The sequence below is a fragment of the Fluviibacterium sp. S390 genome, assembly GCF_049800695.1.
In the GTDB taxonomy this organism is placed as follows: Bacteria; Pseudomonadota; Alphaproteobacteria; order Rhodobacterales; family Rhodobacteraceae; genus Meridianimarinicoccus.
Map to the genome: position 1 here is coordinate 105,887 of NZ_JBNAFN010000001.1, position 26,094 is coordinate 131,980.

The 26,094-nt window shown below is 65.3% G+C and carries 27 protein-coding genes and 1 tRNA gene; 13 read left to right on the forward strand and 15 right to left on the reverse strand.

Features of this window, described 5'->3' with window-relative positions; genetic code table 11:
• Positions 1–12: 12 nt before the first annotated feature.
• Positions 13–192 (reverse strand): NepR family anti-sigma factor, encoded by a 180-nt coding sequence (locus tag ACP15K_RS00460; protein ID WP_193139221.1) that lies wholly within the window; start codon positions 190–192, stop codon positions 13–15.
• A gap of 114 nt (positions 193–306) precedes the next feature.
• Between ACP15K_RS00460 and ACP15K_RS00465 the strand changes: the two genes are divergently transcribed.
• On the forward strand, positions 307–1,125 hold the full coding sequence (locus tag ACP15K_RS00465; RefSeq protein WP_193139223.1) for a response regulator: 819 nt from the start codon (positions 307–309) through the stop codon (positions 1,123–1,125).
• A gap of 89 nt (positions 1,126–1,214) precedes the next feature.
• Here ACP15K_RS00465 and ACP15K_RS00470 read toward each other — a convergent pair whose 3' ends face one another.
• Positions 1,215–1,385, reverse strand: coding sequence for a DUF1328 domain-containing protein (locus ACP15K_RS00470; RefSeq protein ID WP_193140092.1), 171 nt, complete (start codon positions 1,383–1,385; stop codon positions 1,215–1,217).
• 197 nt (positions 1,386–1,582) lie between these two features.
• On the opposite strand from ACP15K_RS00470, the gene ACP15K_RS00475 reads away from it, so the two are divergent.
• Both ACP15K_RS00475 and ACP15K_RS00480 read left to right on the forward strand, forming a co-directional pair.
• On the forward strand, positions 1,583–1,912 hold the full coding sequence (locus ACP15K_RS00475; RefSeq protein WP_193139225.1) for a glycine zipper domain-containing protein: 330 nt from the start codon (positions 1,583–1,585) through the stop codon (positions 1,910–1,912).
• Positions 1,913–1,915: 3 nt separating this feature from the next.
• Positions 1,916–2,269 (forward strand): phage holin family protein, encoded by a 354-nt coding sequence (locus ACP15K_RS00480; RefSeq protein ID WP_193139227.1) that lies wholly within the window; start codon positions 1,916–1,918, stop codon positions 2,267–2,269.
• Here the strand turns inward: ACP15K_RS00480 and ACP15K_RS00485 are convergent.
• Complete coding sequence (locus ACP15K_RS00485) at positions 2,266–2,667, reverse strand: hypothetical protein (protein ID WP_193139229.1); 402 nt, start codon at positions 2,665–2,667, stop codon at positions 2,266–2,268. The two genes, ACP15K_RS00480 and ACP15K_RS00485, sit on opposite strands and share 4 nt — an antisense overlap.
• A gap of 88 nt (positions 2,668–2,755) precedes the next feature.
• Here ACP15K_RS00485 and ACP15K_RS00490 point away from each other — a divergent pair, with 88 nt between their 5' ends.
• Entirely contained in the window at positions 2,756–3,487 is a 732-nt protein-coding gene (locus ACP15K_RS00490) for a Crp/Fnr family transcriptional regulator (protein ID WP_193139231.1), read from the forward strand.
• A gap of 124 nt (positions 3,488–3,611) precedes the next feature.
• Here the strand turns inward: ACP15K_RS00490 and ACP15K_RS00495 are convergent, their stop codons facing one another.
• Entirely contained in the window at positions 3,612–3,809 is a 198-nt protein-coding gene (locus tag ACP15K_RS00495; protein ID WP_193139233.1) for a CsbD family protein, read from the reverse strand.
• Between the two features lie 105 nt (positions 3,810–3,914).
• On the opposite strand from ACP15K_RS00495, the gene ACP15K_RS00500 reads away from it, so the two are divergent.
• Positions 3,915–5,006, forward strand: a complete 1,092-nt coding sequence (locus ACP15K_RS00500) for an AI-2E family transporter (RefSeq protein ID WP_424989561.1) — start codon at positions 3,915–3,917, stop codon at positions 5,004–5,006.
• A 14-nt stretch (positions 5,007–5,020) separates the two neighbouring features.
• On the opposite strand, the gene ACP15K_RS00505 is transcribed toward ACP15K_RS00500, so the two are convergent.
• Positions 5,021–5,365: a VPLPA-CTERM sorting domain-containing protein gene (locus ACP15K_RS00505; RefSeq protein WP_424989562.1), complete on the reverse strand. Its 345-nt coding sequence runs from the start codon at positions 5,363–5,365 to the stop codon at positions 5,021–5,023.
• A gap of 163 nt (positions 5,366–5,528) precedes the next feature.
• On the opposite strand from ACP15K_RS00505, the gene ACP15K_RS00510 reads away from it, so the two are divergent.
• The gene (locus ACP15K_RS00510; protein WP_424989563.1) at positions 5,529–5,942 is read left to right on the forward strand and encodes a hypothetical protein; all 414 of its coding nucleotides are present in this window, start codon (positions 5,529–5,531) and stop codon (positions 5,940–5,942) included.
• 175 nt (positions 5,943–6,117) lie between these two features.
• On the opposite strand, the gene ACP15K_RS00515 is transcribed toward ACP15K_RS00510, so the two are convergent.
• The 5 genes from ACP15K_RS00515 to ACP15K_RS00535 form a co-directional block, all read right to left on the reverse strand.
• On the reverse strand, positions 6,118–6,414 hold the full coding sequence (locus ACP15K_RS00515) for an Arm DNA-binding domain-containing protein (protein ID WP_424989564.1): 297 nt from the start codon (positions 6,412–6,414) through the stop codon (positions 6,118–6,120).
• 234 nt (positions 6,415–6,648) lie between these two features.
• Positions 6,649–6,724, reverse strand: a tRNA-Thr gene (locus ACP15K_RS00520).
• Between the two features lie 42 nt (positions 6,725–6,766).
• The gene (locus tag ACP15K_RS00525) at positions 6,767–8,275 is read right to left on the reverse strand and encodes a heme biosynthesis protein HemY (protein ID WP_424989565.1); all 1,509 of its coding nucleotides are present in this window, start codon (positions 8,273–8,275) and stop codon (positions 6,767–6,769) included.
• 11 nt (positions 8,276–8,286) lie between these two features.
• On the reverse strand, positions 8,287–9,951 hold the full coding sequence (locus ACP15K_RS00530; protein WP_424989566.1) for a hypothetical protein: 1,665 nt from the start codon (positions 9,949–9,951) through the stop codon (positions 8,287–8,289).
• Positions 9,952–10,014: 63 nt separating this feature from the next.
• Positions 10,015–10,731 carry a uroporphyrinogen-III synthase gene (locus ACP15K_RS00535; protein WP_193139247.1) on the reverse strand — a complete coding sequence of 239 codons (717 nt, stop codon included), beginning with the start codon at positions 10,729–10,731 and terminating at the stop codon, positions 10,015–10,017.
• A 99-nt stretch (positions 10,732–10,830) separates the two neighbouring features.
• Between ACP15K_RS00535 and tsaD the strand changes: the two genes are divergently transcribed.
• The 3 genes from tsaD (at position 10,831) to ACP15K_RS00550 (ending at position 12,698) form a co-directional block, all read left to right on the forward strand.
• Positions 10,831–11,931 (forward strand): tRNA (adenosine(37)-N6)-threonylcarbamoyltransferase complex transferase subunit TsaD, encoded by a 1,101-nt coding sequence (tsaD, locus tag ACP15K_RS00540; protein ID WP_424989567.1) that lies wholly within the window; start codon positions 10,831–10,833, stop codon positions 11,929–11,931.
• Positions 11,932–12,003: 72 nt separating this feature from the next.
• Positions 12,004–12,276: a YciI family protein gene (locus tag ACP15K_RS00545; protein ID WP_193139251.1), complete on the forward strand. Its 273-nt coding sequence runs from the start codon at positions 12,004–12,006 to the stop codon at positions 12,274–12,276.
• Entirely contained in the window at positions 12,276–12,698 is a 423-nt protein-coding gene (locus ACP15K_RS00550) for an EVE domain-containing protein (protein WP_193139254.1), read from the forward strand. Before ACP15K_RS00545 ends, ACP15K_RS00550 begins: the two co-directional genes overlap by 1 nt.
• Positions 12,699–12,894: 196 nt before the next feature.
• Here the strand turns inward: ACP15K_RS00550 and speB are convergent, their stop codons facing one another.
• The 4 genes from speB to speA all read right to left on the reverse strand — a co-directional run bounded on the left by speB (position 12,895) and on the right by speA (position 18,241).
• A complete protein-coding gene (gene speB, locus ACP15K_RS00555; protein ID WP_424989568.1) occupies positions 12,895–13,746 on the reverse strand; it encodes an agmatinase in 852 nt (283 codons plus the stop codon).
• Positions 13,747–13,755: 9 nt separating this feature from the next.
• A complete protein-coding gene (locus ACP15K_RS00560; protein ID WP_193139258.1) occupies positions 13,756–14,943 on the reverse strand; it encodes a carboxynorspermidine decarboxylase in 1,188 nt (395 codons plus the stop codon).
• A 114-nt stretch (positions 14,944–15,057) separates the two neighbouring features.
• On the reverse strand, positions 15,058–16,269 hold the full coding sequence (locus tag ACP15K_RS00565) for a saccharopine dehydrogenase family protein (protein ID WP_193139260.1): 1,212 nt from the start codon (positions 16,267–16,269) through the stop codon (positions 15,058–15,060).
• 73 nt (positions 16,270–16,342) lie between these two features.
• Complete coding sequence (speA, locus tag ACP15K_RS00570) at positions 16,343–18,241, reverse strand: biosynthetic arginine decarboxylase (RefSeq protein WP_424989569.1); 1,899 nt, start codon at positions 18,239–18,241, stop codon at positions 16,343–16,345.
• Between the two features lie 201 nt (positions 18,242–18,442).
• On the opposite strand from speA, the gene ACP15K_RS00575 reads away from it, so the two are divergent.
• From ACP15K_RS00575 to ACP15K_RS00590, 4 genes are all read left to right on the forward strand, one after another.
• Positions 18,443–20,575 carry a hypothetical protein gene (locus tag ACP15K_RS00575; protein ID WP_424989570.1) on the forward strand — a complete coding sequence of 711 codons (2,133 nt, stop codon included), beginning with the start codon at positions 18,443–18,445 and terminating at the stop codon, positions 20,573–20,575.
• A gap of 101 nt (positions 20,576–20,676) precedes the next feature.
• Entirely contained in the window at positions 20,677–21,585 is a 909-nt protein-coding gene (locus ACP15K_RS00580) for a sulfotransferase family protein (protein WP_424989571.1), read from the forward strand.
• Positions 21,586–21,811: 226 nt separating this feature from the next.
• Positions 21,812–23,296, forward strand: a complete 1,485-nt coding sequence (locus ACP15K_RS00585) for a lipopolysaccharide biosynthesis protein (RefSeq protein WP_424989572.1) — start codon at positions 21,812–21,814, stop codon at positions 23,294–23,296.
• The gene (locus ACP15K_RS00590; protein ID WP_193139269.1) at positions 23,293–24,588 is read left to right on the forward strand and encodes a glycosyltransferase family 4 protein; all 1,296 of its coding nucleotides are present in this window, start codon (positions 23,293–23,295) and stop codon (positions 24,586–24,588) included. Before ACP15K_RS00585 ends, ACP15K_RS00590 begins: the two co-directional genes overlap by 4 nt.
• On the opposite strand, the gene ACP15K_RS00595 is transcribed toward ACP15K_RS00590, so the two are convergent.
• The gene (locus tag ACP15K_RS00595; protein ID WP_424989573.1) at positions 24,558–26,093 is read right to left on the reverse strand and encodes a GMC oxidoreductase; all 1,536 of its coding nucleotides are present in this window, start codon (positions 26,091–26,093) and stop codon (positions 24,558–24,560) included. The genes ACP15K_RS00590 and ACP15K_RS00595 overlap by 31 nt on opposite strands.
• Between the last annotated feature and the right edge of the window lies 1 nt (position 26,094).

The window sequence follows — 26,094 nt, forward strand, 5'->3', positions numbered from 1 at the left end:
CCTGAATGTCGGTCACTTGGTGTCCTCGCCGTTTTTTTCGGCGGTATCGCGCCCGGCTTCCGCATCGCGCAGCTGCTGCAACAACTGGGCGAACCGATCCGGCAAGGGCTCGTTCACCGCGTCCGAATAGACCCGGCGAAGGTTGTCGTCGATCTGCTTGTCCAAACTGTCAGCTTTGCGGATTTTTGCCATTGCACCAAGTTTTCTGCCATGCTCGTTCGAGCGCTTTTTTGCATTCCGATGGGAACGTAACACGCGCACAGGCGTTTGGTTCCCGCAGACCGGAAAATTTTTTCGAGGACACACATGACCAAAACCCAAAGCCAGCCCGACATGGCGCAGCAGGTGGCCGCGGCCCTGCCCTTCCTTCGACGCTATGCGCGGGCGCTGACCGGCGGCCAGAAATCGGGCGATCAATATGCCGCCGCCACGCTTGAGACGATGCTGTCCGATGACGCGGTTTTCAATCGCCAGCTGCCGCCGAAAGTGGCGCTGTTCCGGGCGTTTCACCAGATCTGGACCTCCTCCGGCTCTCCCATCGCGGAAACCGGGGGCATGTCCGCCCCCGAGGCGCAGGCGCAGAAGCGGCTTGCCGCGCTGACGCCGAACACCCGCGAGACGCTTCTGTTACACAGCATCGAAGGCTTCGGTGTCAGCGACATCGCCAGCATCATCGGCGCGACCGAGGAAGAAGCCGGACAGCTTCTGACCATTGCGCGCCGGGAAATGTCGGACGCCATCCAGGGCCGGATCCTGGTCATCGAGGATGAGGCGATCATCGCGATGGACATCATGGCCATCGTCGAAGGCGCGGGGCACGATGTGACCGGCAATGCCCGCACCCGTGACGAGGCCGTCGAACTGGCGCGCCGCGATCCGCCCGACCTGATCCTGGCCGATATTCAACTGGCCGACAAATCTTCGGGCATAGATGCGGTCAATCACATTCTGAAGGAACTGGGCGAGGTGCCGGTGGTCTTCATCACCGCCTTCCCCGAGCGGCTGCTGACCGGCGAACGTCCCGAACCGGCCTTCCTGATCACCAAGCCCTATTCCGAGGAACAGGTGCAATCGGCGGTCAGTCAGGCGATGTTCTTTGCCAGCACCGACACGCTGAAGACCTGACACGAGAACGCCCCCGCCCTTTCGGTGCGGGGGCGTCTCACTCACCCAGTCTCACGCGTTACGATATCGTTGTCTTGTCGCCGTGCCGGTCAGGGCGCCCGGCCACGCAGGGCGCGCGCCACCATGGCGACCACGAACAGGACCAGGAAGATCACGAACAGGATTTGCGCGATCCCGGCCGAGGCCGAGGCGATCCCGCCGAAGCCGAAAACACCGGCAATCAGGGCGACAACAAGAAAAACAAGGGCCCAGTAAAGCATAACAACCTCCATCATGGTTTGTCTGTTGCGACTGGGGAAGGAACCCGCAAGCGGACCGGTTTGTTCCGAAGTTTTTTTCGCGGCTGTCGGGGTGGCATCCGGAATCACATGGACAGGCCACAAGAAAATCGGGAACCTGAAGGCTGCGAAACCGTTGATTGCCTGAACAGACATCTTTCCCACAGGAGACTTTCCTCATGGCACAGACCAAACCCACCACCGCCTCGCCCAGTCAGGACATTGCCGAGCTGTCGAAACAGATCGACGCGCTGAAAGAAGACATCTCTGGCCTGTCGAGTGCCTTTGCCTCGCTGGCCAGCTCGTCGCGGGATGCCGCCATCAGTGGTGCCCGCGAGAAAGCCGCCCAGGCCCGTGCGGCGGGCGAGGATCAGGTGGATGCGATGCTGCGCAGCGCCGAGGAACTGGGGGAGCGGACGACCAACGCGGTACGGGAACAGCCAGCCATGGCCGTTGGTCTGGCCGTCGGCGCAGGGTTCCTTCTGGGTCTGCTGCTCGGGCGGAGGTGATCAATGGCCGGACTCGTTTCAGGCCTTGAGGCGCGCCTGCGTCAGACCGTGCGCAGTGCCGCCTTCGGGGTGGCCGGGATCGTGTTCGGTCTGGTCGGCCTTGGCCTGCTGAGCGCGGCCCTGTGGATCCTGATCGCGGCGCATCATGGCGCGCTGGCGGCCTGCGTGGTTCTGGGGCTGCTGTTCCTGGCCCTTGGGGCCGGGTTGCTGGCCGCCGGTGCGTGGTCACCCTCCGCACCGTCCCACAAGACCCCGCCGCCCCCGCCTGCCGCACCGGGCGATCCCTTCATTCGTATTGCAGAAGGTTTCGCAACCGGCATGCAGGCCGGGCGCGCCGCGCGGAAAGGGCGCCGCTAGGCCGTCGCCTTGGGCGACTCGGCCAGGATATCGCGGATCATCAGGTCGGTGAACGGACGCGCCAGCATGCGCCATCCCTGCGCCTCGGCCCGGTCCGCGTCATCCTCTCCGACTGTCAGGACGATGCGGGCGCCGCGGTCGATCAGCGGTTGCAGGATCGGACTGTCGATCAATTGGGCAAGGCGCATTTCCAGGAATGCCGCCGAGATCTGGATGCCATCCTGCAGATACGCGAACAACTCGTCGGGCGATGACAGGTGGATCGCCCGGCACGGCCCAAGATGACGAAGCGTGCCCAGCATGTCTTCGGCGACCAGATGGTCGCGCTCCAGCACCAGAAAGATCGGACCCGCGTCCGGTTCCGCGTTGTTCTTCGAGGTGATCAGGCGATCGTTCATGTCGGGGTTCCCGTCCTGTGGACCCCCTTGGTGACCGAAATTCCGACGCCGCGCATTAAACTGCGACATAGCCGAATGGAAAAAGCTCATGGGAACAAAGTGCCTCAACTGCCCGTTGCGCAACCGGCCGATTTTCGCGCCGATGAGCGATGGTGAAGTTGCCTTCATGCAGAAGTTCAAGACCGGCGAACTGGTGGTCGAGGGCGGCACCACCCTGATGATGGAAGGCTCCAACAGCCCGCAACTCTATACACCGCTGGAAGGCATGGGACTGCGCTACAAGACCCTCGACAGCGGAGAGCGTCAGGTCATCAACTTCGTCCTTCCTGGCGATTTCATCGGGCTGCAGGCCGGGGTCATGAACGAAATGCAGCATTCGGTGGAATCGACCACCCCGATGCGGCTGTGCGTGTTCGACCGGCGGGCGCTTTGGCAATTGTTCAAGGATCATCCGGAACGCGCTTTCGACCTGACATGGATCGCAGCGGTCGAGGAACACTTCCTGGGCGAAAGCCTTGCCATCCTCGGCCACATGAGCGGCATTGAACGGATCGCGCGCGCCTTCGTGCGGCTGCATGATCGTGGCGCGGCCCTTGGGTTGATTTCCGCGGCCCGGATGCCGCTGCCGTATCGACAACAGGACCTGGCCGATGCGCTTGGCCTGTCACTGGTTCATACCAACAAGACGCTGACGCGCCTGCGCCAGCAGGGCGTTGCCACCTGGCGGGACGGGTCGCTCAACATCCTGGACTATGACCGGCTCTGCCAGATCGCGCAGTTGCCCACGGATCGGACACCGATGACCCGGCCGCTGATCTGACACGGACGACCAGGCGTCATCAAGGACGCGAACCACTGCGCACACACGAAAGGACCGGCATCCCTTCGGATGCCGGCCTGATCTTGGAATGGGCAGGCCCCATTCAGGGCCGCCGGGTGCGAAATCAGATCGACTTCAGCCAGCTGTCGATGGCTTCCTCGGCCTCTTCGCGGGTCTTGCCGTAGTTTTCCTGGATCAGCCCCAGCAGTTGTTCGCGGTTGCCCTTGGCCTCTTCCAGTTCCTGATCGCTCAGCTTGCCCCATTTCTCGCGGGCGCTGCCCTTGAACTGCATCCATTTGCCTTCGATTTCGTCCCAGTTCATGGCGGTCTCCTTTTCAATTTGGTTACGGGGATTGAACGCGCCACCGCGCCGGTTGTTCCAAGAAAAACCTATGGAACTTTTCCGCCGCGGCCGCGTTGAGGGGGGATGCAAAGCTTCATTTCCACGCGCGATCCCGTGCTTCGGGTCGCAACCATCGCCATCGCGGTCATCCTTGTTTTCGCAACCCTGAAACTGGGGGCCGAGATCTTCGCGCCAATGGCAATGGGCGTGGTCGCGGGGGTCATCCTCGCCCCCATCACTCAGGCGCTGGAGCGTGTCGGCCTGCCCGTCGGACTGTCCGCCGTTCTGGTGCTTCTGCTGGGCGTCTCGGGCCTGTTCGCGCTGGCGTTTCTGCTGGAACCGATGGTCGGGCGCCTTGTCGAGGAATTGCCGCGCATCAAGTGGGAACTGCGCGCCACCCTTCAGGATATCCGTGACCTGTTTCGCGGGATCGATGCGGTGAACCGCGAGGTCGGCGCCGCCCTTGGTGCCGAGACCGGCGCTGACGCGCAATCCACCGCCCCAGAGATGCCCGGCGTGACCGACGCGCTGCTGCTGGCCCCTTTCGTGCTGGCGCAACTGCTGATCTTCTGCGGCACGCTGTTCTTTTTCCTGCTGACCCGCAAGAGTATCTATCGGGGGCTGGCGCGGCTGATCGGCACCTCAGCGGACACCCTTGTCCTGTTGCGCCGCTTCGATGCGGCGGAACGTATGGTCGCGCGGTATTTCTTCACCATCACGCTGATCAACGCGGGGCTGGGTGTCTTTCTGGGCAGTGTGCTGTCGCTGATCGGCGTGCCCGGCCCCTTCATCTGGGGGGCGGCGGCCGCCTTGCTGAATTTCATGGTCTACGTCGGCCCGATGATGATGACGGTCGGGCTGCTGCTGGCCGGGCTGGTGGCCTTCAACGGGTTGATGGTTCTGGCCCCGGTGGCCGCCTATCTTCTGCTGAACCTGCTGGAATCGCAGTTCGTGACGCCCGCGTTGCTGGGCAGGCACATGGCGGTCAATCCGCTGCTGATCTTCGTGTCTCTGGTGGTCTGGCTATGGATCTGGGGGCCGATCGGCGGAATCGTTGCCATCCCAATCCTGGTGATCACCATCGTGATGCTGGACCTGTTCGAGCCCGATAGCGACACGGCGACAGGGCAAGATGCGGACCCGGATGAGCCCGCACCGCAAGGCGCCGTGTCCTGACGGCGTTACGCCCTCTACACAGGATTGCCGGGTTCGGCGTCAGACCGCCTCTCGTGCCCCGGATCCTGGGCGACGCGCCTGCGCCGCGCCACGCCCATCAGGCCGCCCAGCCCTGCCAGCAACAGCCCCACCGAGGCCGGGAGCGGCACGTTTGCCGACAGATAGGCGATGCTGTTTGTCTGTCCCGACATGAATACACTTCGGTACAGTCCATTCGCACCGAAGTTCACCAGGTTGGCCTTTTCCGGCACCAGGGTGGCCCAGACATCATACGCCCCCAGGATGGCGAGCGCCGTAATTTCCAGCACCGTTGTACGCCGCGAACGCGCCAGCATCCCCGCCTTTACCCGGGCTGCCACCAGCCGCATCCTGGTAAAACAGATTGGTGGCTGCACCGCGTATACCGCCAAGTCCCCCATTGATTCCCGTCTTCCCGGATTGGCCGTCGCTGCCAAGTGCAGAGGAGTAGCGTGTAACGGCTGCACTACCGTGACGTCCATCTTGGGCGTCCCCTGCCGCATAGTGAAAATACCTGTCACGCGCCCAGTAACCGCCCGACGCTCCGGCGGTGGCCGAACCGCCAGCAGCACCCAAGGCACCAAGCTGAAAGAACCCGCGCCCGCCACAAAAGCCGCCATCGCCACCACCTGCACCGGAAACGCGGCCGCTTGCCGAAAAGTCAAAGTTCACATTGTCGCCGATATCGGCGTTGTTCAGGGCCATGAAAGCCGCGCCGTTGTTGCCTCCGGCCCGGACATTCGTGTCAGAGGCAACGGTGAAACCCCCGAGGAACCTGAACGTCATCACACCGTTGCTGAGGTTCGTCACAAATTTCGTGCCGTTGAATGTGCCCCGGATGCGACCCCGTTAATTGTTCCTGCGGATGTGTTGACGATGGCATCGGCCGCGCCGGACGGGCTGGGGTTCAATCCATAAAGGACAATGACGGATTTGGTGAGTGTGGCGAATAGATTTGACATGGGTCTCCCTGGCGTTCGGTCTGTTTTGAACGCAGCTGGGGGGCCCAAACACGCCAATTGATGCATATGAAATCGATGTTGCCGCCAGTTTTCATCCCAAACAAGAAAATTCCGGGGGCCTGTTCGGCCGATCAACTTTGTTCCCCCAGGGTCTGGGCTGTCGCAGCAGCACGGCCTGCCTTTGCGGCTTTGATCAGGAAGCCGTCCGCCAATGCCGCAAAGGTCCGCGATTGAAGCTCCTGCCCGGTTCTCCTGGCCTCTTGCCTTGCTTGGGAAGGACGCATGCCGGAGTGAAGATCAGCCCTTGCAGCCCGCGCCTTTGCCACGAAGACAGCAGGATAGTCTCCGATCACCAACAGCTGTACCTTGCCGTCAATCCTGTCCTTGAAGCGCCATGACTTGGACCCGGACGCCCCGACGAAATGCAAACTCCCCCAAAAGTCAGCGACGGTGAAGGGCTCTACTATTCCGGGTGGGTTTGGGCCAGTGGCATCGGGGGTCCGTTCTCAGCAGCGCAGTCCAGCGTGCCCCCAAAATATACCCCTATTCTAGGGGCAGGCATGGGATGCGATCGAACGCCACCAGCCAGCCACTAAAAAAAGACGAAGCCCCTTGTTTCAAGGGGCTTCGTGGATGTCTTTGGCTGGTTCTGTAGAGTTTGGTGGTGCCGCTGAAGGGACTCGAACCCCCGACCCCATCATTACGAATGACGTGCTCTACCAGCTGAGCTACAGCGGCGATGGCGCGGTTGCTATCAGGACTTTCCGGCGGGGGAAAGCCCTAGTTTGCAACCTTTTCAGCCTCCTTGACCTGTTCCACTTCGGTGGCCGTCTGGTCCAGAATATCGGCCTCGGGCTCCTCCACTTCGGTGGGTTCTGCCGTCGGTTCTGGCTCTTCGGACTTGTCCTCCAGCGCGCCGACGATCAGCGGCAGCATGGCCATGCCGGTGCCATCGACCACGGCACCGCCCTTCTGGGCTTCCTTCCAGCTCAAGGTATCGAAGGCATCGCAGTTGTCGCAGATGGCGGTCCAGCCGCCGTGGACGTGGCCGCAGTTCTCGCAGACCCATTGCGGTCCGCGCGACGCGGTCAGCGCCTTGGCCAGCCAGGCCTTGACGGTGGTGTCGTCCGAACCTTCGCCCCGTTCGATCGCCGCCATCAGGGTCAGCGTGCGGGCGTTGGGCATGGTCTCGGGCAAATCGCCCAGGGCCTTGCGCGCTGCCGGGAAATTCTCGGCGGCGATTTCCAGTTCGGCCAGCAGCATCTTGCTTTCCGGATGGATCGGCTTGAGCTTCAGCAAGTTGCCGAACCGCTTGATCCGGGCAGCCGGGGTTTCACTGGGCTCGATGGCGGCAAAAGCCGCGGCCAGATCGGGGTGCGGCTCGGCGGTCCAGGCGGTCTTGATGACCTTGACGGCGTTGCGCGGCTTGCCCATCGCGGTATAGGCGCGGGCGGCCATGGCGGCGGCAGGCACCAGGGCCGGCGACAGGCGCGCGGCCTCGATCGCCTCGTCGTTGGCCATGTCCAGATCACCGGCAGCAATGCGCGCCTCGGCATCGGCCAGCGCCAGCACCGCATCGCGGCGCTTGTGCAGATCGCGCGGGACAGAGCCGTATTTCAGCTTGGCTCCCAGCGTCTTGCGGGCGCCCTTCCAGTTGGATTTCTGCGCCTGCAACTGCAACAGCGTGTCCGAAGTTTCCGCGTGACGCGGCTTCAGCACGAAGGCCTTTTCGGCCAGCTTCAGCGCGGTGTCGGTGTCGCCCTCGGCCAGCTTCTGCTTCATCAGGCCACGCACACCGACAAAACGGGTGCGATCGTCGCCCAGCAGCTTCTTGTAGGCTTCCATGGCCTTGGTCTTGTCACCGGTCATCTCGGCAGCCTGCGCCCGGATCAGGTTGGTCAGATCGGGACGTTGCAGCAGACGTTCGGCCTTGGAGGCCCGGCTCACGGCCTCGCTACCCTCGCCCGCCGCAAGGGCGGTAAAGGCTTCGGACAGCGCCTTGAAGCCGCGCCGTTCGCGGTTGCGCGAGAAATAGCGGGTGATGGCGGTTTCATCCCCGGCCAGGAACCGCAGGGTGGCAATCAGCAGCCCCAGCAGTTTCAGGACGATCCAGACGGTCAGCAGCAGCAGCGCGGCGGCCACCAGGGTCTGAACCGGACCGAGGGTGAATTCCCAGTTGGCCACGGCAAGGTGCAGGCCCTCGCCCTCGGTCATCAGCAGTTCCACCCCGAAAATCAGGGCGGCGATGATGGCCACAAAGAGAAGGATCTTGATCAGCGAAATCAGCATGGGGGGCCTCCTCAGTTGGCCAGCAGGGTTGCAGCCAGATCCGACGCGGCGGTGGTCACGTCACGGCGCGACTGCGCCGCCGTGATCCAGTCCGCCAGTTCGGCCTGACCCGCCGGCGGCAACAGTGCCAATTCGGCCAGGGTAGAATCCAGATCTCCGGCGACCAAAGCCGCCTCGGCCCGCGACAGAACCGCGTCCGGGTCGTTGCCTTCTTTCGGTGTCAGCGACCGGGCACCGGTCTGCGACCTCAGGAAGGCGACAAAGCGCCCGGTCGTGTCGTCTGCCACGGTTTCGCGGATGGAAGCGTCCAGCGCCGCGCGGGCCTCTTGCGGAAAGCTGCTGCGCAGTTGCGCCAGCGATTGCACGCCGTTCTCGGCATGGGCGCTCAGCACGTCGGGCACCTCGGTCAGGTCAGACAGGATCGCCAAGGGGGTCACATAAGGCGCACCGCGTTGGATGGCCCCGTCGAGACTGGCCAGCGCTTCGCGCATGGCGGCGGCATTGGCCTTGGCCTCTGCCGCGGCAGCAGCTTCGGCGGCCTGCGCCTGGGCTGCGGCGGCAACTTCCGCGGCCTGGGCCTGCGCCGTGGCGGCGACCTCGGCCGCCTGCGACTTGGCTTCTTCCTGCAGCGCACGGGCCTGGTCGGTGACCGCGGCCATTTCGGCGTTGACCTGTTCGTTCAGCGCCTGGGCTTCTTCCAGGGTCTTTTTCAACCCGTCCAGCTCGCGTTCATAGGCTTCGAACGCCGCCTTGGCAGTTTCCGAGCTTTCCTGAAGCGGACGCTTTTCCACGGCGGTCAGGCGATCGTTGATCGCGGCCAGCCGGGTGTCGAGATCGTTCAGCCCCGATTGCACACCGGAAATGGCACCACTGAGGGAGCTTTCCACATTGCCCACGGTGCTGCCCACGGCCTCGAGCCGGGACGCCATGTCGCCGAACTGCCCCTGAAGGGTCGTCGCCACATCGCCCAACTGGCCCTGAAGCTGCTGGCTGAGGGCGGCAATCTGATCTTCGGCGCCGGTGTCGGCGGGTTTGGACACGGCCTCAGCGATTTCGCCGATCCGGGCTTCCAATGTACCCAGACGTTCCGATTGTGTCGCCAGAGACTGCGAGGTGCCGTCATCCTGGGATCCCAGGTAGGTGGCGCCGCCGAAGCCCAGGCCCGCAGCCACGAGGCCGCCCAGCACGGCAGGCATGAAGCCCCCGCCGGATTTCTCCGCAGCCGGTGCCGGCGCGGGGGCCGCGACGGGCGCAGGCTCGGGCGTGGGTTCTGCGACAGGTTCGGTGTCTTCGGCAGCCAGTTTCTCGGCCTCGGACAGGTCTTCGGCCGTTTCCGACACCGCAGCCTCGGCCAGCACATCGGCATCCGTGGCAAGATCGCCTTCGATGTCCTCGGGCGTGACGCTGTCATCCTCGGCGGCAACGTCATCCTCGGCCAGCGATTCGGCGTCTTCCGAGACGTCCTCGGCCAACGCCTGATCCTCGGCGGTGTCGTCACCCCCTTCGGTCAGATCCGTGAACTCGGCATCTTCCACCGATTCCCCGGCCTCATCCGCAGGCTTGGCACCTTCGACATCGTCGGCATCCTGCCCGATTTCGCTTTCCTGAGCGCCATCGAGCTTGTCTTCGATCTCGGGGGGCTGCTCCGGATCGTTTTTCTTGTCCTTGGAACTCAAAACCAAATTCCTTCCCTGTCTCCAGCGTGGAGCATATCCCGCGCTACGGTCACGCTCAAGAAATCATCCCCGCTCCGACAGACGCTGAATGAGATCCAGCATGGCATCGGCATCGGGGGTGGGCGCAACTTCCATTCGGGCGCCACTTTGCACTTGTCCTGCCTCGGCAACAGCAGGGCTGATTGCCGCAAGCCGCAATTCAGCGCGCGCGCGGGACAGTTCCGGGGCCAGCAGGCGGGCGCTGCGCGGCGAAAACATCGGGACCAGCACCGGGGCCGGGCCGCTCAGGCAGGTCCGGGCTTCGTCGGTCAGCGGGCGGGGCTGCTGATCATAGACCGCCAGATGCGCCGCCGCGATCCCCAGATCGGCCAGATCCGCCACCAGATCGCGCGCCAGATGCACGCCGCCCAGATGCAGCAGGCGGCCTTCGGGCGGGTGCCGGGCGATCAGGCGCACCAGTCCGCGCGCCTCTCCCGGCCCTTGCAAGGCCTCCAGCCCGATGCCCCGCGCAGCTTCCGCCGTGCGCGCGCCGACGCAATACGCCGGGAAGCGCCGTTCAACGGCGTGCCGGGCAAACACCGCGACCGCGTTTTCAGAGGTGAAGGCCAGGGCCCCGACACCCTCCCAGGTGGCGTCTTGGGTCAAGACGCAAGCCGCAGGTCGTTCGACAATATCCAGAACCGGCGCGATCACGATCCGAAACCTGTCGCCGAACCGCGCCCGCACCTGCGTGGCAAAGCGCGCCGATTGCGCGGCGGGGCGGGTCAGAAGCAGGATCATTGCGGGTCTCCGACGCTGGTGCGGCGGATGCTTGCCGCCTTGCGCCGCCAGTGGTAGCTGGCAGGCATCCCCGACACAACACCACCGATCGCCCCGCCCATGTCTCCTGCCCCCCTCACCCTGCTCGGCCTGGAAAGCAGCTGCGACGACACCGGCGCCGCCGTTGTGCGCGCCGATGCCGAGGGCCGAGGACAGATCCTGTCCAACGTGGTCATCGGTCAGGACGAACTGCACGCAGCCTTTGGCGGCGTGGTGCCCGAGATCGCCGCCCGCGCCCATGCAGAAAAGATCGACGTTGCGGTTGAACAGGCGCTGTCCCGGGCCGGTCTGCGGCTGGACCAGGTCGATGCCGTGGCGGTGACGGCGGGTCCGGGCCTGATCGGCGGCGTGCTGTCCGGCGTCATGTGCGCGAAGGGGCTTGCGGCCGGGGCGGGTCTGCCATTGGTGGGGGTAAACCACCTTGCCGGCCATGCGTTGACCCCGCGCCTGACCGACGGGCTGGCGTTTCCCTACCTGATGCTGCTGGTGTCCGGGGGCCATTGCCAGTTCCTGATCGCCCATGGCCCGGACCGGTTCACCCGCCTTGGCGGCACCATCGACGATGCCCCGGGCGAGGCCTTCGACAAGACCGCGCGGCTGCTGGGCCTGCCGCAACCGGGCGGCCCCTCGGTGGAACGCGCGGCACGGGATGGGGACGCCCGCCGGTTTGCCTTCCCGCGCCCGCTGTTGAACCGTCCGGGATGCGACATGTCCTTCTCGGGGCTGAAAACCGCGGTGCTGCGGGCCCGCGACCAGCTGCTGGCGGCGCACGATGGCCTCTATCCGCAGGACGTCAACGACCTCAGCGCCGGGTTCCAGACGGCAGTGGCCGATGTTCTGACCGAAAAGACCCGCCGCGCGCTGACCGCCTATCTGGACCTTCAGCCCCCCGCCCCGGCCATCGCCGTCGCCGGGGGCGTTGCCGCAAATGACGCGCTGCGCCGCCGACTGTCCACGCTGGCCGCCGAGCACGGCCTCGCCTTCGTGGCCCCGCCGCTGGCGCTGTGCACCGACAACGCGGCGATGATCGCCTGGGCCGGACTGGAACGGTTGCGCGCGGGGCTGACCGACAACGCTCCCCTGATCGCCCGCCCGCGCTGGCCGCTGGACCCGGATGGACCGGCCCTGTTGGGCGGCGGTCGCAAGGGCCCCAAGGCCTGATCGCGAAAGGCGGCTTGTCCCGCCCCGGCCCGCGCCCTAGCCTGCGCCAGACTACATCACACGGAGACCCCCATGCTGCACGTGCTCATCTGCCAGGACAAACCCGGCGCGCTGGAAACCCGCAAGGCCAACCGCGAGGCGCATCTGGCCTATCTCAAGGACACCGGCATCGTCGCCCAGGCCGGACCGGTCCTGAACGAGGCTGGCGAGATGGCGGGCTCCATCATCGTGCTGAACACCGACAACCGCGCCGAGGCCGAAGCCTGGGCCGAAAGCGATCCCTACGCCAAGGCCGGTCTCTTCGCCTCGGTGCAGATCCAGACCTGGAACCGGGTGATCGGCTGATGGCCTATTGGCTCTTCAAGTCCGAACCCTCCACCTGGTCGTGGGACAATCAAGTGGCCAAGGGCGCGGCGGGCGAGGAATGGGACGGCGTGCGCAACTACCAGGCCCGCAACCACATGCGCCAGATGAAGATCGGCGACCGCGGGTTCTTTTACCACTCGCAGAAGGAAAAGGCCGTGGTCGGCATCGTCGAAGTCTGCGCCGAGGCCCATCCCGACAGCACCACCGACGATGACCGCTGGGAGTGCGTCGACATCAAGGCCATCCGCCCAATTGCCAAACCGGTGACCCTGGCCGATTGCAAGACCAATCCGGCGCTGGAAAACATGGTTCTGGTCAACAACACCCGCCTGTCGGTGCAGCCGGTCACCGACGCCGAATGGCGCGCTGTTTGCAAGATGGGCGAAACCGACCCGGACTGACCCACAAACGGGGGGCGGCTCCCGCCCTCTGTCGATGCAAGGCATCTCCGCCGGTTGGGCCCGGCAGCGCCGTGCCGGCGCTGCGCCCGCGCCTGAGCCTCCGGCCGTAAAACCGGATCAACGTCCTGTTTTCTTCTTGGCGAAAATACTCCCGCCGGAGGCAAGAAATCTCTCGCCGCTGCAATACAGCACACGCTCAGGCCAGCGCCATCACCCCATAAGCCACCTGCGCAGCGGTGAAATCCGACACGGCCCCTCCGGGCCGGGGCGCCAGTTCCACTACGTCGCACCCCACCAGCCGCCGCCCCTTCAGGGCATGGGCAACAAGGTGCAGTGCCTGCCAAAATCCCAATCCTCCGGGCACCGGTGTGCCGGTGTCCGGCATCACGGCCGGGTCCAGCCCATCCACGTCGAAGCTGACATAGACCTGCTGCGGGAAGTCTTCGGGCAGACCCACCCCGTGCAGCCCGCCAGTGACCAATTCCTCGGCATCGACGTGGAACACCCCGAACTTGCGACGATAGTCCGCTTCCTGTGCGCACAGGGCGCGAACTCCGAATTGCGCCAGCGCGATGTTGTCCTCCTCGACCAGCAATTGCATGACCGAGGCGTGGGAGTGCCGCTCGCCCTGGTAGGCCACTCGCAGGTCCGCATGGGCGTCGATCTGAACGATGCCAACAGGGCCTTCCAGTGCTGCTGCCACGCCGCGCACCGCGCCATAGCTCAGCGAATGCTCGCCGCCCAGCACCACGGGCACCCGGCCCGCGGCCACCGCCGCCTGCGTGCGGGCAGCAATTCGCGCCATCACGTCGGGCAAAGGGCCGTCACAATCGACCGGCGCTTCGGTGTAGATCCCGGCTTCGCAGGGCTCCACCCCGCGCCACAGGCGCTCCAGCTCGACACTGGCGTCCAGCAAGGCCGCCGGACCGCCGGCCGTGCCCGCGCCGTAGGACACCGTGCGCTCCAGCGGCACCGGGATCACCCGGAATTTCGCGGTTTCGGGGTCGCACTCGGCGGCGCTCAACTCGCCATCCAGAAATGGGGTCATGACGGCTCCTCAGCCCAGCCGCATACGGAAATCGTCATAGCCGAATTCGCGCAGCACATTCAGGTGGTCGGTGTCGGAATTCCACAGGGCAAGCGCCGGCAGCGGCACCCCGTTGAAGGTGTTGGTCTTCACCATGGAATAGTGGGTCTGGTCCAGAAAGGCGAAACGCTCCCCGACCGCAAACTCCGTTGCCGGGCGGAAATCGCCGATCACGTCGCCGGCCAGGCAAGACGGCCCGCCGATGCGGATCTCGCCGCCGGTGCCTTCGGGACGTTCGCCCAGCAAATCGGGACGATAGGGCGCTTCCACCACGTCGGGCATGTGGCAGGTGGCCGACAGGTCCGAGATCGCCAGCGGCACATCGTTCTCGGTGCGATCCAGCACCTCGCCCACCAGGATGCCACTGTGCAGGACCACCGCCTCGCCGGGTTCCAGAAAGACCTCGACGCCGTGCTGGTCGCGGATCCTGCGGATCAGCGCGATCAGCCCCGCGCGGTCGTAATCCGGCTGGGTGATGTGATGGCCGCCGCCCAGGTTCAGCCAGGACAGGCCGTCCAGCCAAGGCCCCACTGTCGGGGCGATCGCCTCCCAGGTGCGGGCCAGCGGTGCGAACCCCTGCTCGCACAGGGTGTGCATGTGCAGCCCGTCGAGACCCGCCAGATCCTCGGCACGGATCTGCGAGACCGGATGGCCCAGGCGCGAACAGGGGGCCGCCGGATCATAGCGGTCAGTCCAGCCTTCGGAGTGCTGCGGATTGATTCGCAGGCCAATTTCCACATCCTCGCCGCTCCGCCGTGCTTCCTCCACCAGTGGCTGAAAGCGCCGCAACTGACCCAGCGAGTTGAAGATCACGTGGTCCGACAGGGCCAGAACCTCCTGCAGATCCTCGGGCTTGAATCCGGCGCTGAAGGTGGCGACCTGCCCGCCGAATTCCTCGCGCCCCAGCCGCGCCTCGTGCAGGCCCGAGGCCGCCGTGCCCGCCAGATAGCGCGTCACCACCGGCGCCAGCGCCGGCATCGAACAGGCCTTGAGCGCCAGGAACACCTGCGCGCCCGAGGCTTCAGCCACCTCGGCCAGGATCTCGCAGTTGCGCGCCACCTGCGCCTCGTCGATCACGAAGCACGGCGACGGCACCGCGGTCAGGTCGAAGCGGGCAAACCGCGCGCGGCTGTCGGCGGCGATATCGATGGGGGGCATGGCGCACTCCAGAAAGCAGGGCCGTAAAATGGGTCGAGCGGGGCCCGGAACAGGCCCCTGGGCCTGTGACCGGCGCGGGCGGGGCTCGATGCCCCGGCCGCGCCGCGCCCTGCCCTAGAAGGCGACGGGGCCGTCCAGTTCCTCGACCTGCCACGGCAGCCCTTGCGTGTTCAGCATGTCCATGAAGGCATCCGGGTCCAGCTGCTCCATGTTCCACACCCCCGGCTCGCGCCAGATGCCCTTCAGCACCATGGCGGTGCCGATCATCGCCGGAACCCCGGTGGTATAGGCCACGGCCTGGCTGCCGACCTCGGCGTAGCATTCCTCGTGATCGCAGATGTTGTAGATGTAGAAGGTCTTCTCGCCCGACCCGTCGGCAGCCTCGCCGGTGGCGATATCGCCGATACAGGCCTTGCCCTTGGTCAACTCACCCAGATCGCTGGGATCGGGCAGCAGGGTCTTGAGGAACTGGATCGGGATGATCTCCTTGCCGTCATGCATCACCGGGTCGATCCGGGTCATGCCGACGTTTTCCAGCACCTTGGCATGGGTGATATAGGCATCCCCGAAGGTCATCCAGAAGCGGGCCCGCTCGATCTCGGGGAAATGGGTCGACAGGCTCTCCAGTTCCTCGTGATACATCAGGTACATGTTCTTCGGCCCGACGCCGGGGAAGTCGAATTCCACCTTGTGGGTCATCGCCGGGGAGGTCTTCCACTCGCCCCCTTCCCAGTGCCGCGCCTCGGCCAGAACCTCGCGCAGGTTGATCTCGGGGTTGAAGTTGGTGGCAAAGGCCTGCCCATTGTCGCCACCGTTGGCGTCCAGCACGTCGATCTGTCGAATGGTCTTCAGCTTGTGCTTGCGCAGCCATGCGGCAAAGACCGAAGTCACCCCCGGATCGAAGCCCGACCCCAGGATCGCGGTCAGCCCGGCGTCGCGGAATTTCTCCTGATAGGCCCACTGCCAGCTGTATTCGAACTTGGCCTCGTCCTCGGGCTCGTAGTTGGCGGTGTCGATGTAGTTCACCCCGGCCTCAAGGCAGGCATCCATCAGCACCAGGTCCTGATAGGGCAGCGCCAGGTTCACCACGATCTCGGCCCCGGTCTGGCGGATCAGCGCCACGGTGGCGGCCACATCCATCGCATCCAGTGCATGGGTGGTCACATCGATGCCGAAGCGTGCCTTCACACTGGCCGCGATGGCATCGCATTTGGACTTGGTGCGGCTGGCCAGATGGATCGGCCCGAAGATATCGGGGTTCATCGCCATCTTGTGCACGGCGACCGAGCTGACGCCCCCCGCCCCTACAACCAGAACATTGCCCATTCGCTTGTCTCCCTCATTCTGGGTCTGCCCCGGGGTCGTCGGACCCGCGGGGCGATCATGCGTTCGTGTTGGCCTATTCGAAATAGGTATAGCCCGACAGGCTGTCCTTGTAGGCCGAAATCAGGGTACGGCGCTCTTGCGAGGTCACGGCGCGTTTGGCCACCGCCTGATCGACGCGCTTGCGGAAGGCCGCTAGACAGTCCTGCGGATCGTATTCCACATAGGACAGGACCTCGGCGATGCTGTCGCCCTCGACCTCGTGCTCCACCGTGAACCCGCCCTCGCCGTCCAGCGCGATGGTCACCACATTGGCATCGCCAAAGAGGTTGTGCAGATCGCCAAGGGTTTCCTGATAGGCGCCCACGAAGAACACACCGATCAGATAGTCCTCACCGTCGCGCAGATCATGCACCGGCAGCGCCTTGTGCATGCCGTCGCCCAGGACGAAGCGCTTGATCTTGCCGTCGCTGTCGCAGGTGATGTCGGTCAGCACCGCGCGCCGGGTCGGAGCCTCGTTCAGCCGCTGCAACGGGATCACCGGGTGGATCTGGTCGATGGCCCAGACATCCGGCAGCGACTGGAACATCGAGAAATTGCAGTGGTAGTAATCCACGTAGTTCTCCAGCTGGTCGCGCAATTCGCTGGCGCCTTCCTGCGCGCGCTCGACCTCGCTGATCCGCGACAGGGTATACAGGAAGGTGCGCTCGGCGCGGCCCATCTGGCGCAGGTCCAGCACGCCGCGCCGGAACAGGGCGCGCAATTCGTCCCGGTAATAGACCGCGTCGTTGAAGCATTCCTGCACCCGGTTGCCATCCAGATAGCTTTCCACCGCCATCAGGTCGGTCAGCAGATGATGATCGCCGTCGCGGGCGACGGGCTTGTCGGGCACATCGTACAGGGTGGCGTCCAGCACGTCGAAGATCAGCATCGACGACAACGCCACCACGAAGCGGCCCGACTCGGTGACGATGGTCGGATGCGCCTCGCCGGCGTCATTCATGGCGTGGGCCACGGTCTCGACCACCGCGAAGCAATATTCCTCGACCGAGTAGTTCACCGAGTTTTCCGAGGGGCGCTTTTCGCCGGTGTAGTCGATGCCCAGTCCGCCGCCCAGATCCATGTAGGTCAACGGCGCGCCCAGACGGCGCAACTCGGTGAAGAAGCGGCAGGCCTCGGTGGCGGTGCGGCGCACGTCGATGACATTGGGCACCTGGCTGCCCAGATGGCTGTGCTGCAGCACAAGACACTCCATCAACCCGCTGTCTTCCAGCCGGTCGATCAGCTGTACCAGCTCATAGGTGCCCAGACCGAAGATCGACCGGTCGCCGGAACTGGCTTCCCATTTGCCGCCCACCGACTGGGTCAGCTTTACCCGCACGCCCAGCAGCGGCTTGGTGTCCAACTCCTCGGCCACGCGGCGGACGATCTCGAACTCGTTGAGGCTTTCCAGCACGATCACGGTGCGGAAGCCCAGCTTGCGCGACAGGATCGCCAGCCGGATGAACTCGTCATCCTTGGTGCCGTTGCAGATGATCAGGCTTTCATCGGCCAGCGGCTGCGCCAGCGCGACGATCAGCTCGGGCTTCGAGCCGGCTTCCAGCCCATAGCCGCGCGCCCGGCCAACCTCGACGATGCGGCTGACGACTTCATGCTGCTGGTTGACCTTGATCGGAAAGACCCCGCGATAGGCGCCCTTGTAGCCGACCTCGGCCATGGTCGCGTCGAAGGCATCGCACAGGCGGTTCAGCCCGTAGTCCAGAAACGACTGTACGCGCAGCTGGATCGGGGTGCCGATGCCACGGGCCCGCAAATCCTCGACGATCATCGGCAGGGCCACCGGAGGGCTGCCCGGCGCCAGCGGATCCCGCAGCCCGACATTGCCGTCGGGCAGGACCGTCACAAGGTCATGTCCCCACGCGTCGATTCCATAGTCGATGTCCTGCACTTCGCCCACCTGACTTGCTCCAACCATCCCGGCACTGTCCGGGAAGCGTGTTGTGGGTGCAACCCCCGTGCGATGCAAGCTTGAAAACAAGTCCGCCGCGCTGGTGCCCGTCCCTGCGTCAACCTGCGCCTGTCCGCCCGTGGGAATACCGGAATATCTTTCCTTCGAAGGGGTTTATTGTTTGCAGCTTGTGTCGGCGGGCCGCTACCCTGACAGCAACGCCGTCGAGTGCAGTATTTGGTCAAGGGATCGGTCATCGTGCCCCAGCTTTGTGTGAAATCCGCCCGCATCGCCGCCACCGGAACGCTGGTTGCCGCCACTGCAGCCCTTGCCGCCACCCCGGCCGCAGCCGCCGTGGCCGGCCTGTCGCATCCCCTTGTCTGGCCGATTCTGCCGATTGTTCTGACCGGACTGTTCTGTGGATTCGTGGCCCTGCGCGGCTATCGCGATTTCGCGGCACTGGCCGGTGTGTTCCTGCTGGGCTCGATGGGCCAGTGGATGCTGGTTCAGGATCAGTACTTCCCGGCGCTGAAGCTGACGCCGCTGTCGCTGCGGGTCGTTTTTGGCCTGGCGGCGCTGGGGCTTCAGGCCGCCGTGACCATCTGGGTGCTGCTTCCCGATATCCGGGTCGGCCTGCTGCGGCGGATCGGCTGGGGCGGCGGGCTGCGGCTGGTCGTGCTGATGGGCGTGCTGGCGCTGTTCGCGGTCTCGCCCACGCTCTACGTCGCCTATGACTTTCTGCCCAGCTATGCGGTGCAGATTTTGCTGTGGGGCGGCCTGATCGGATTGCACCTGTTGACCCTGGGCGGGCTGTTGCTGGTGCCGGGACCGGATCTTGGGCTGCGCCTGCCGGGCTTGATCTTCGCGGCGCTGGCGGTGGCGGGCAGTCTGGCGGTGGGCGTTCTGGCGATGCAGGTGATCCCGCATGTGGGCGACGAGGTGCCCTATATCCTGCAGGCCAAGCTGTACCTGCAAGGCGCGCTGACGGCCCCGGCCCCGCCCGAGGCCCTGCGGCCTGGCCTGGAATACTACCTTCTGGACATCGTGGACGGACGCTGGATCCCGACCACCGCGCCGGGCTGGCCGATCCTGCTGGCGCTGGGGATTGCCGCCGGAATGCCGTGGCTGGTCAATCCGCTGCTTACCGGCGCGACGGTGCTGCTGGCCCGCAGCTTTGCCCTGCGCAGCAGCGGCGCGGTGGCGCAGGCCAATCTGGTGGCGCTGCTGATGGCATTCTCGCCCTGGGTGCTGGCGGTCGGCGGCTCGTACATGACCCATTCGACGGCGGTGTTCATGGCAGTGCTGGCGTGGTGGTGTCTGAGTTGCGGCGGCTTCCTGCGGCATGGCGAGGCGCGCCCGCTGTCAGTGGGTTGGGCCGTGGCCGGGGGCCTGGCCATGGGCTGGCTGTTCGCGACGCGACAATTCGAGGGCGTTCTGATCGGCGTGCTGACCGGGCTGGCCCTTGTGGCGCACCGGCCCTTTGGCTGGCGTCCGATCCTTGGCTATGCCCTGGGCTGCATCGCCACCGGCGCGATCTACCTGATTGCCAACTTCGCGATCACCGGCAATCCGCTGGTGGCGCCGCTGGCCGCCTATCTGGAGGGCTACTGGCCCGACACCCGCAACGCCTTTGGCTTCGGCCCCGACCTTGGCCCGCCCGCGAAAAGCTGGGGCGCGCTTGATTTCCGTCCCGGCCACAGCCCGTTCGAGGGCGCCATCAACACCGCCAACGGGCTGGCATCCCTGAACCGCGAGGCCCTGGGATGGGCGACGGGATCCTTCCTGGCGGCGGGGCTGGCGCTTACCTGGGGCAACTGGCGGCGGATCACCCGGTTCGACCTGTTTCTCGGGCTGGTGCTGCTGGGCACCATCGGCGGCATGTTCTTCTACTGGTTCACCGGCACCTTCTTCGTCGGCCCGCGCTATTGGTACATCGCCTGTCTGCCGGTGTTCTGGATCAGCGCCTGCGGGCTGACCGCCTTCATGTCGCGCGCGCCGGAAGAAACCGCGAAACGCGCCGGCAGCGTGATCTGGGCGTTGTGTCTCAGCGCCCTGATGGTTTTCCTGCCGTGGCGCGGGGCCGAGAAATACCACCAGTACCGCGAAAACTATGCAGGGCTTGAGGCCCTCCACGAAGCAGGCCGCTTTGGCCATGATCTGGTGTTCGTGACGACCCCGGGCGACATCGGCCCGGCCCTGGTGCTCAACGATCCGATGCTGCCCCCCGGCAAGCCGATTTACCTGAAAGACATGGGTGAGGCGCAGAATGCCGCTGCGGCAGCGGCCCTTCCCGATCGCGGGGTGCGCCATGTGACCCTGTCCCCGGACGGGGCGCGGGAACACCCAGCCACCGAAAACTGAAAGGGACGTCGGCGTGAACCATTCATCCGTTCACTGGGCGTTTCCTTTCGCGCTGCAAGACTGGCCGCGCGCAAAAGCCCAACTGGACAAGGAGACCGCCGATGTCGCGCATGCCTGATTTCCTGATCATCGGGGCCGCGCGCGCCGGCACCACGGCCCTGTATGAATACCTGCGGCAGGCGCCGGATGTGTTCATGCCCGACGGCAAGGAGCCGAACTTTTTCTGCTACGAGGGGCTGAACCTGGACTGCCAGGGACCGGGCGCCGATTTCATCAACAATTCGATCACCGATCTGGCCCGCTATCAGGCGCTGTTCGACCCCGCCCCCGAGGGCGCGATCCTGGGCGAGGCCTCGCCGCTGTACCTCTACGAACCCCGTTCGGCCGCGCGCATCCATCATCACGTGCCCGAGGCGCGGCTTGTGGTGATCCTGCGCAATCCCATCGAGCAGGCGTTTTCGCATTTCATGCGCGCCCAAAAGCTGCGGATCGAACCATTGACCGACTTCACCGAGGCGCTGAAGGCCGAGGACAGCCGACTTGCCAAGGGCTGGCAGCCGATGTTCGGCTATTCCAGCTTCCCGCGCTACGGCGAACAACTGGCGCGCTTCCTTGCCCTGTTTCCCCGCGACCAGATCCTTGTGCGCCGCTACGAGGATTTCGACGCAGATCCCGCCGCCATGGTGGCCGAGGTTCAGACCTTCATCGGCGCCGACACCGCGCACCGGCCCGATGTCGGCAAGCGGCACAATGCCGGGGGCGTGCCCCGCAACGCGGCGTTTCAGGATTTCCTGATGAAGCCCAATCCGATCACCGGGACACTGGGCGCGGTTCTGCCGCGCCGCCTGCGCTGGCAGGTGCGCGACTTGATCGCCGGGTTCAACCTGCGCGACCAGCGCCCCGCGATCTCCCCGGAGGCCCGCGCAATTCTGGTGAGTCGCCTGCAGGACGACGTGGCCCAACTGGGCGATCTGTTGGGCGAGGATTTCTCGGGATGGCTGCGCGGGTGAGTCCGCCGACACACTCAAGACCCGATTCGGCCCGCAACCGTGCCGGCGGTCACGCAGACAAGTCCAGAAAACCAACTGGTTGCAGGGTGATTCTGGTGTATCACTCCATTAACGAGGCCACGGTAACCAGTAGATTGTGGCGCCATCGATCGTCAGAATCGGATGTGGTGCGCGGTTTGCACCGCGCCGCAAAGGACAGGGGCCGTACCGACCGGACATTGTAACCATGGCGACCAAACAAAGATTTTCCAAAGGCGTCGCCTGGATGGCCGTGGGCAACTGGTCGGAACAGTTGGTCAATTTCCTTGTGTTCATGCTGTTGTCGCGCCTGCTGGGGGCCGAGTCTTTCGGCCTGCTGACCATGGCCATCGTGCCGATCCTGCTGGGCGAAGGTCTGGTCCGCGAAACCCTGTCGGAATACGTCTTTTCGGCCCGTGACATCACCGATTCGGACATCAACACGGTGTTCTGGGCGCTGGCGGCCTTTGGCGCGCTGTTGTCGCTGATCCTGTTTTTTGGCGGGCCGCTGGTTGCGGCCTTCTATGGCATCAAGCAGGTCCAGTACCTGATGTGGGCCGCGGTGCCGATTGTTTTCACCACAGCGATCACCGCGGTGCCGGTGGCCCTGCTGCGCCGCCAGATGCGCCTGCGCCCGCTGGCCATCCGGGCGGTTGCCGGGGTTGTCAGCGGTGGCATCGTCGGGCTGGGACTGGCACTGACGGGCTTTGGGGTCTGGGCGCTGATCTTTCAGCGCATCGCCCTGAACCTGACCAACGTCGTGCTGGCCTGGCGCGCCGTGGACTGGCGGCCCAGCCTGCAATTCGATCCCCGGCGCCTGCGGATGCTGACCTCCTTCGGCTCGCATGTGATCGGGATGCGTGGCGCGGAAATGGCCAATGCGCAGATGCCCTCGATCGTCATTGGCGCCACCCTGGGTCCGGCCAGCCTCGGGTTCTACACGATCGCATGGCGGCTGGTCGAGATCTGCTCGTTTCTCATCGTTACCCCGCTGCGCATGGCGGCGCTGCCGTCGTTCACCGCGCAGCGCAGCATCGGCAACACCGCTGGCGAGTTGCTGCTGGATATCCTGCGCGTTGCCAGTTTCGTGGCCTTGCCGGCCTTCTTCGGGCTGGCCATCGTCTCGGAACAGGTGGTGGTGCTGTTTGGCGGCGAGAAGTGGCTGCCCGCAGCCCCGGTGTTGTCGGTTCTGGCGTTCTACGGGTTTTTCCTGTGTATCGCGAAGATTGAAGAAGCCTTTGCCTTTGCCTTCGGTCATGTGCGGGAATTGGCCTTCCTGGCCAATGCGGCGCTGATCTCGGGCACGCTGGCCCTTGTTGCGCTGAGTGGGCAGAAGCTGGAATGGATGGTGATCGCCTATGTGGCCACTGCCTATCTGCTGTCGCCGCTGCGCTGGTGGCTGATCGGACGTCATGCCAGCCTGTCGATCTCGCGCCTGATGCGCCCGCATTTCGCCACGCTGTTCGGCGGTCTGATCATGGTGTTGGGTCTTCGGGTGATCGACCCCTACCTTCTGGGGCTTCCCGCCTTCCCGACACTGCTGATCAAGGCCGTGGTCGGCATCGGGCTTTATGCCGGCGTTGCCATGATCACCATGCGCCGGCGGCTGGCCATGACCCAAAGCTATCTCAGCGGCCTGTTCCGGCCTGCCGCGCCCGCTGCTGCTCCCAAAACTCAGGACACGCCCTCATGAGAAGCCTCGACATCCTGATGTTCACCACCTTCTACCCGCCCTATTCCTTCGGCGGCGATGCCATCGGCACCCAGCGGATGGCGCAGGCGCTGGTGGCGCGCGGCCATCGGGTGACAGTGGTGCATGACGAGGACTCCTTCCTGATCCTCGGCGGCAAGCCCCCCGCGGGCGATCCGCCCGACGACGGGGTCATCCGCATCGGGTTGCGCAGCCGCTCAGGCCTGGCGTCGAACCTGCTGACCCAGCAGACCGGTCGCCCGGTGGTGCATGCCGCCCGCCTGCGCGAGATCACGGCGGAACGGGCGTATGATATCACCTGGTACAACAACGTGTCGCTGGTGGGCGGGCCGGGCATTCTGGACTATGGCAGCGGCCTGAAACTTTACGAGGCGCATGAGCATTGGCTGGTCTGCCCCTCGCATGTGCTGTGGCGCTATAACCGGGAGCTTTGCGACAAGAAGGACTGCCTGCGCTGCGTGCTCAGCTTCAAGCGCCCGCCGCAGGTGTGGCGCTATACCGGCTATCTTGACCGGCAGATGGACAAGGCCGATCTGATCGTCGCGAAAAGCGAATTCAGCCGCCGCAAGCATCGCGATTTCGGCCTGCGGCAAGAGATGGAGGTGCTGCCCTATTTCCTGCCCGATCTCGACCACCAGGCCACCGAACCCTTCTCCGGGCATCCCCGCCCCTATTTCCTGTTCGTCGGACGGCTTGAGAAGATCAAGGGCTTGCAAGACGTGTTCCCGGCGATGGACAAATATCCCGATGCCGACCTGCTGATCCTGGGCGATGGCGACTATGCTCCGGCCCTGAAGGATCTGGCAAAGGACAACCCGCGCATCCGTTTCCTGGGCCGCAAGTCCCCGGATGAACTGGCGGCCTATTATCGGGGCGCGCTGGGGCTGATCGTGCCTTCGGTCTGCTATGAGACCTTCGGCATCATCCTGATCGAAAGCTTCCGTCTGGGCACCCCGGTCATCGCCCGCCGCCTGGGCCCCTTCCCCGAGATCGTCGAACATGCCGGGGCCGGCACCCTGTTCGAAACCGAGGACGAGTTGATCGCGGCAATGACGACCCTGCAAGGCAGCGCGCCAGAGCGGGCAGCCCTGTCCGCCGCCGCCCGGCAGGCCTTCACATCCACCTGGCGCGAGGATCGGGTTCTGGCGCAATACGGCGCAGCGTTGGCGCGCGCGGCCCACCGTGCGGGCAAGACCGAACTGGCGCAGGTGCTGGACGCCGGGGCCTTCGAAAACGGCGCCAGCTACGCGGGCGCTTCGGTGGCAATGCGATAGGCGTTGGCCATCACCGGCAGGGTGATGGTGGTGGCAGCGATCGCCGGCAGGACCGAGGCATCCACCACATGCAGCCGCGAGGCTCCCGCCGGCCGCCCAAGGGGGTCCGCCCCCCGCGCGTCTGGCGTTTCGGACATGGGCAGGCTTGCACCCACGTGAAAGCTGGAACCGGGCGCGCCCAGCCGGGTGGCGAAGGGCAGCCCGGCCAACCCCAAGTGTTTCAGTCCCTTGGCCAGTGTACGCCCCGCAGATTGCAGGCGGGCATGGGTGTCTTCGGGCAAGCTGACCTGCGCCTGAAGCCGGCCATCGGCAGCCCGCCGCAGGATAATGCGGGCACAATGATCCGAATGCAGGAACAGTTGTGTCACGATCAGCCGCCGCGCCAGCACCGGCCAGACCGGCGCACTGAAAGGCAGTTTCGCGCCATAGGTCTGCAGCAGATCACGAGCATAGAAATCGTTCCACGTATACACCTGCCCGTGCACCAGATGCGGCGAGACCGCGTCGTCGGACAATTCCACGAACATCTGCGGCAGCGTATGATGCGGCAATCGGTCGGGCCGCCGCCGGTTGGGCCGGATCTGCAGGGCAGGCAGGAACCCGTGCTGGCTTTCGCGAAGGGTCAGGCTGTCGGCTTCGAACCCGGTCGACGCCAGCAGAATCCGCGCCGTTTCCAGAACCCCGGCCGCCAGAAACAGCCGGTCGCCCGACACCCGGCGTCCGTCCGACAGGTGAACCTCGACGCCCGTGTCGGTCTCGTCGATGGCGCGCACGATCTGTCCGGGGCGATGGTCCAGCCGGGGATCGCCCAGCATGTCGCGCAGCGTGTCTGCCGCCGACCACATGGTGCCGGTGGGACAGCCATGCAGGCACAATCCGCACTGTCGGCAATCGGCGCGCACCGCCTGTCGCGCCGCCCCGATGCGAAGGCCCTGCGCCGCCAGTTTGTCGGCGCGTGCCTCCGCCCGCGCCAGCAGCACCCGCGCTTGCGGCGAAGGCGTCAACAGCGACGGCGCTTCGGGCAAGCCGTCGGGCAGAAGGTCGGCCAGCGCATCGCGGCGCGCCGACACTGGCAGGAATCCCAGCACCGCGCGGTAATGCGGCGCCAGATCCTGCGCCGTGATCGGCCAGCCCGCCATGTCGCGCGCCGCATAGGGCAGCACCGCCGTGCCCCAGAGGTTCGACAGCCCGCCCACAGCGCGCGAGGCGCGCAGGGCAACCGGCCCGGCCTCGGCAAAGGTTTCCGCCGCGGGCTCCATCGCGAAATCCGAGCCGAACTTGCGGATCTGACCCGGCGTGGCACCGTACTGACCGGATTTGTAGCGCGCCACATCCACCGCCGCCCACGTCGCGGGGTCTGCGTCTGCCAGCGCGTCACGCGCGCCTGCCTGTTCCGGCTCAAGCGTCTTGCCGCCGTCCAGAAGGATCACCGCGCGCCCCAGCGCCAGCCGCGCCTTCACGGCGGCAATGCCGGAAGGGCCGGATCCGATGACGATATCGGCCACG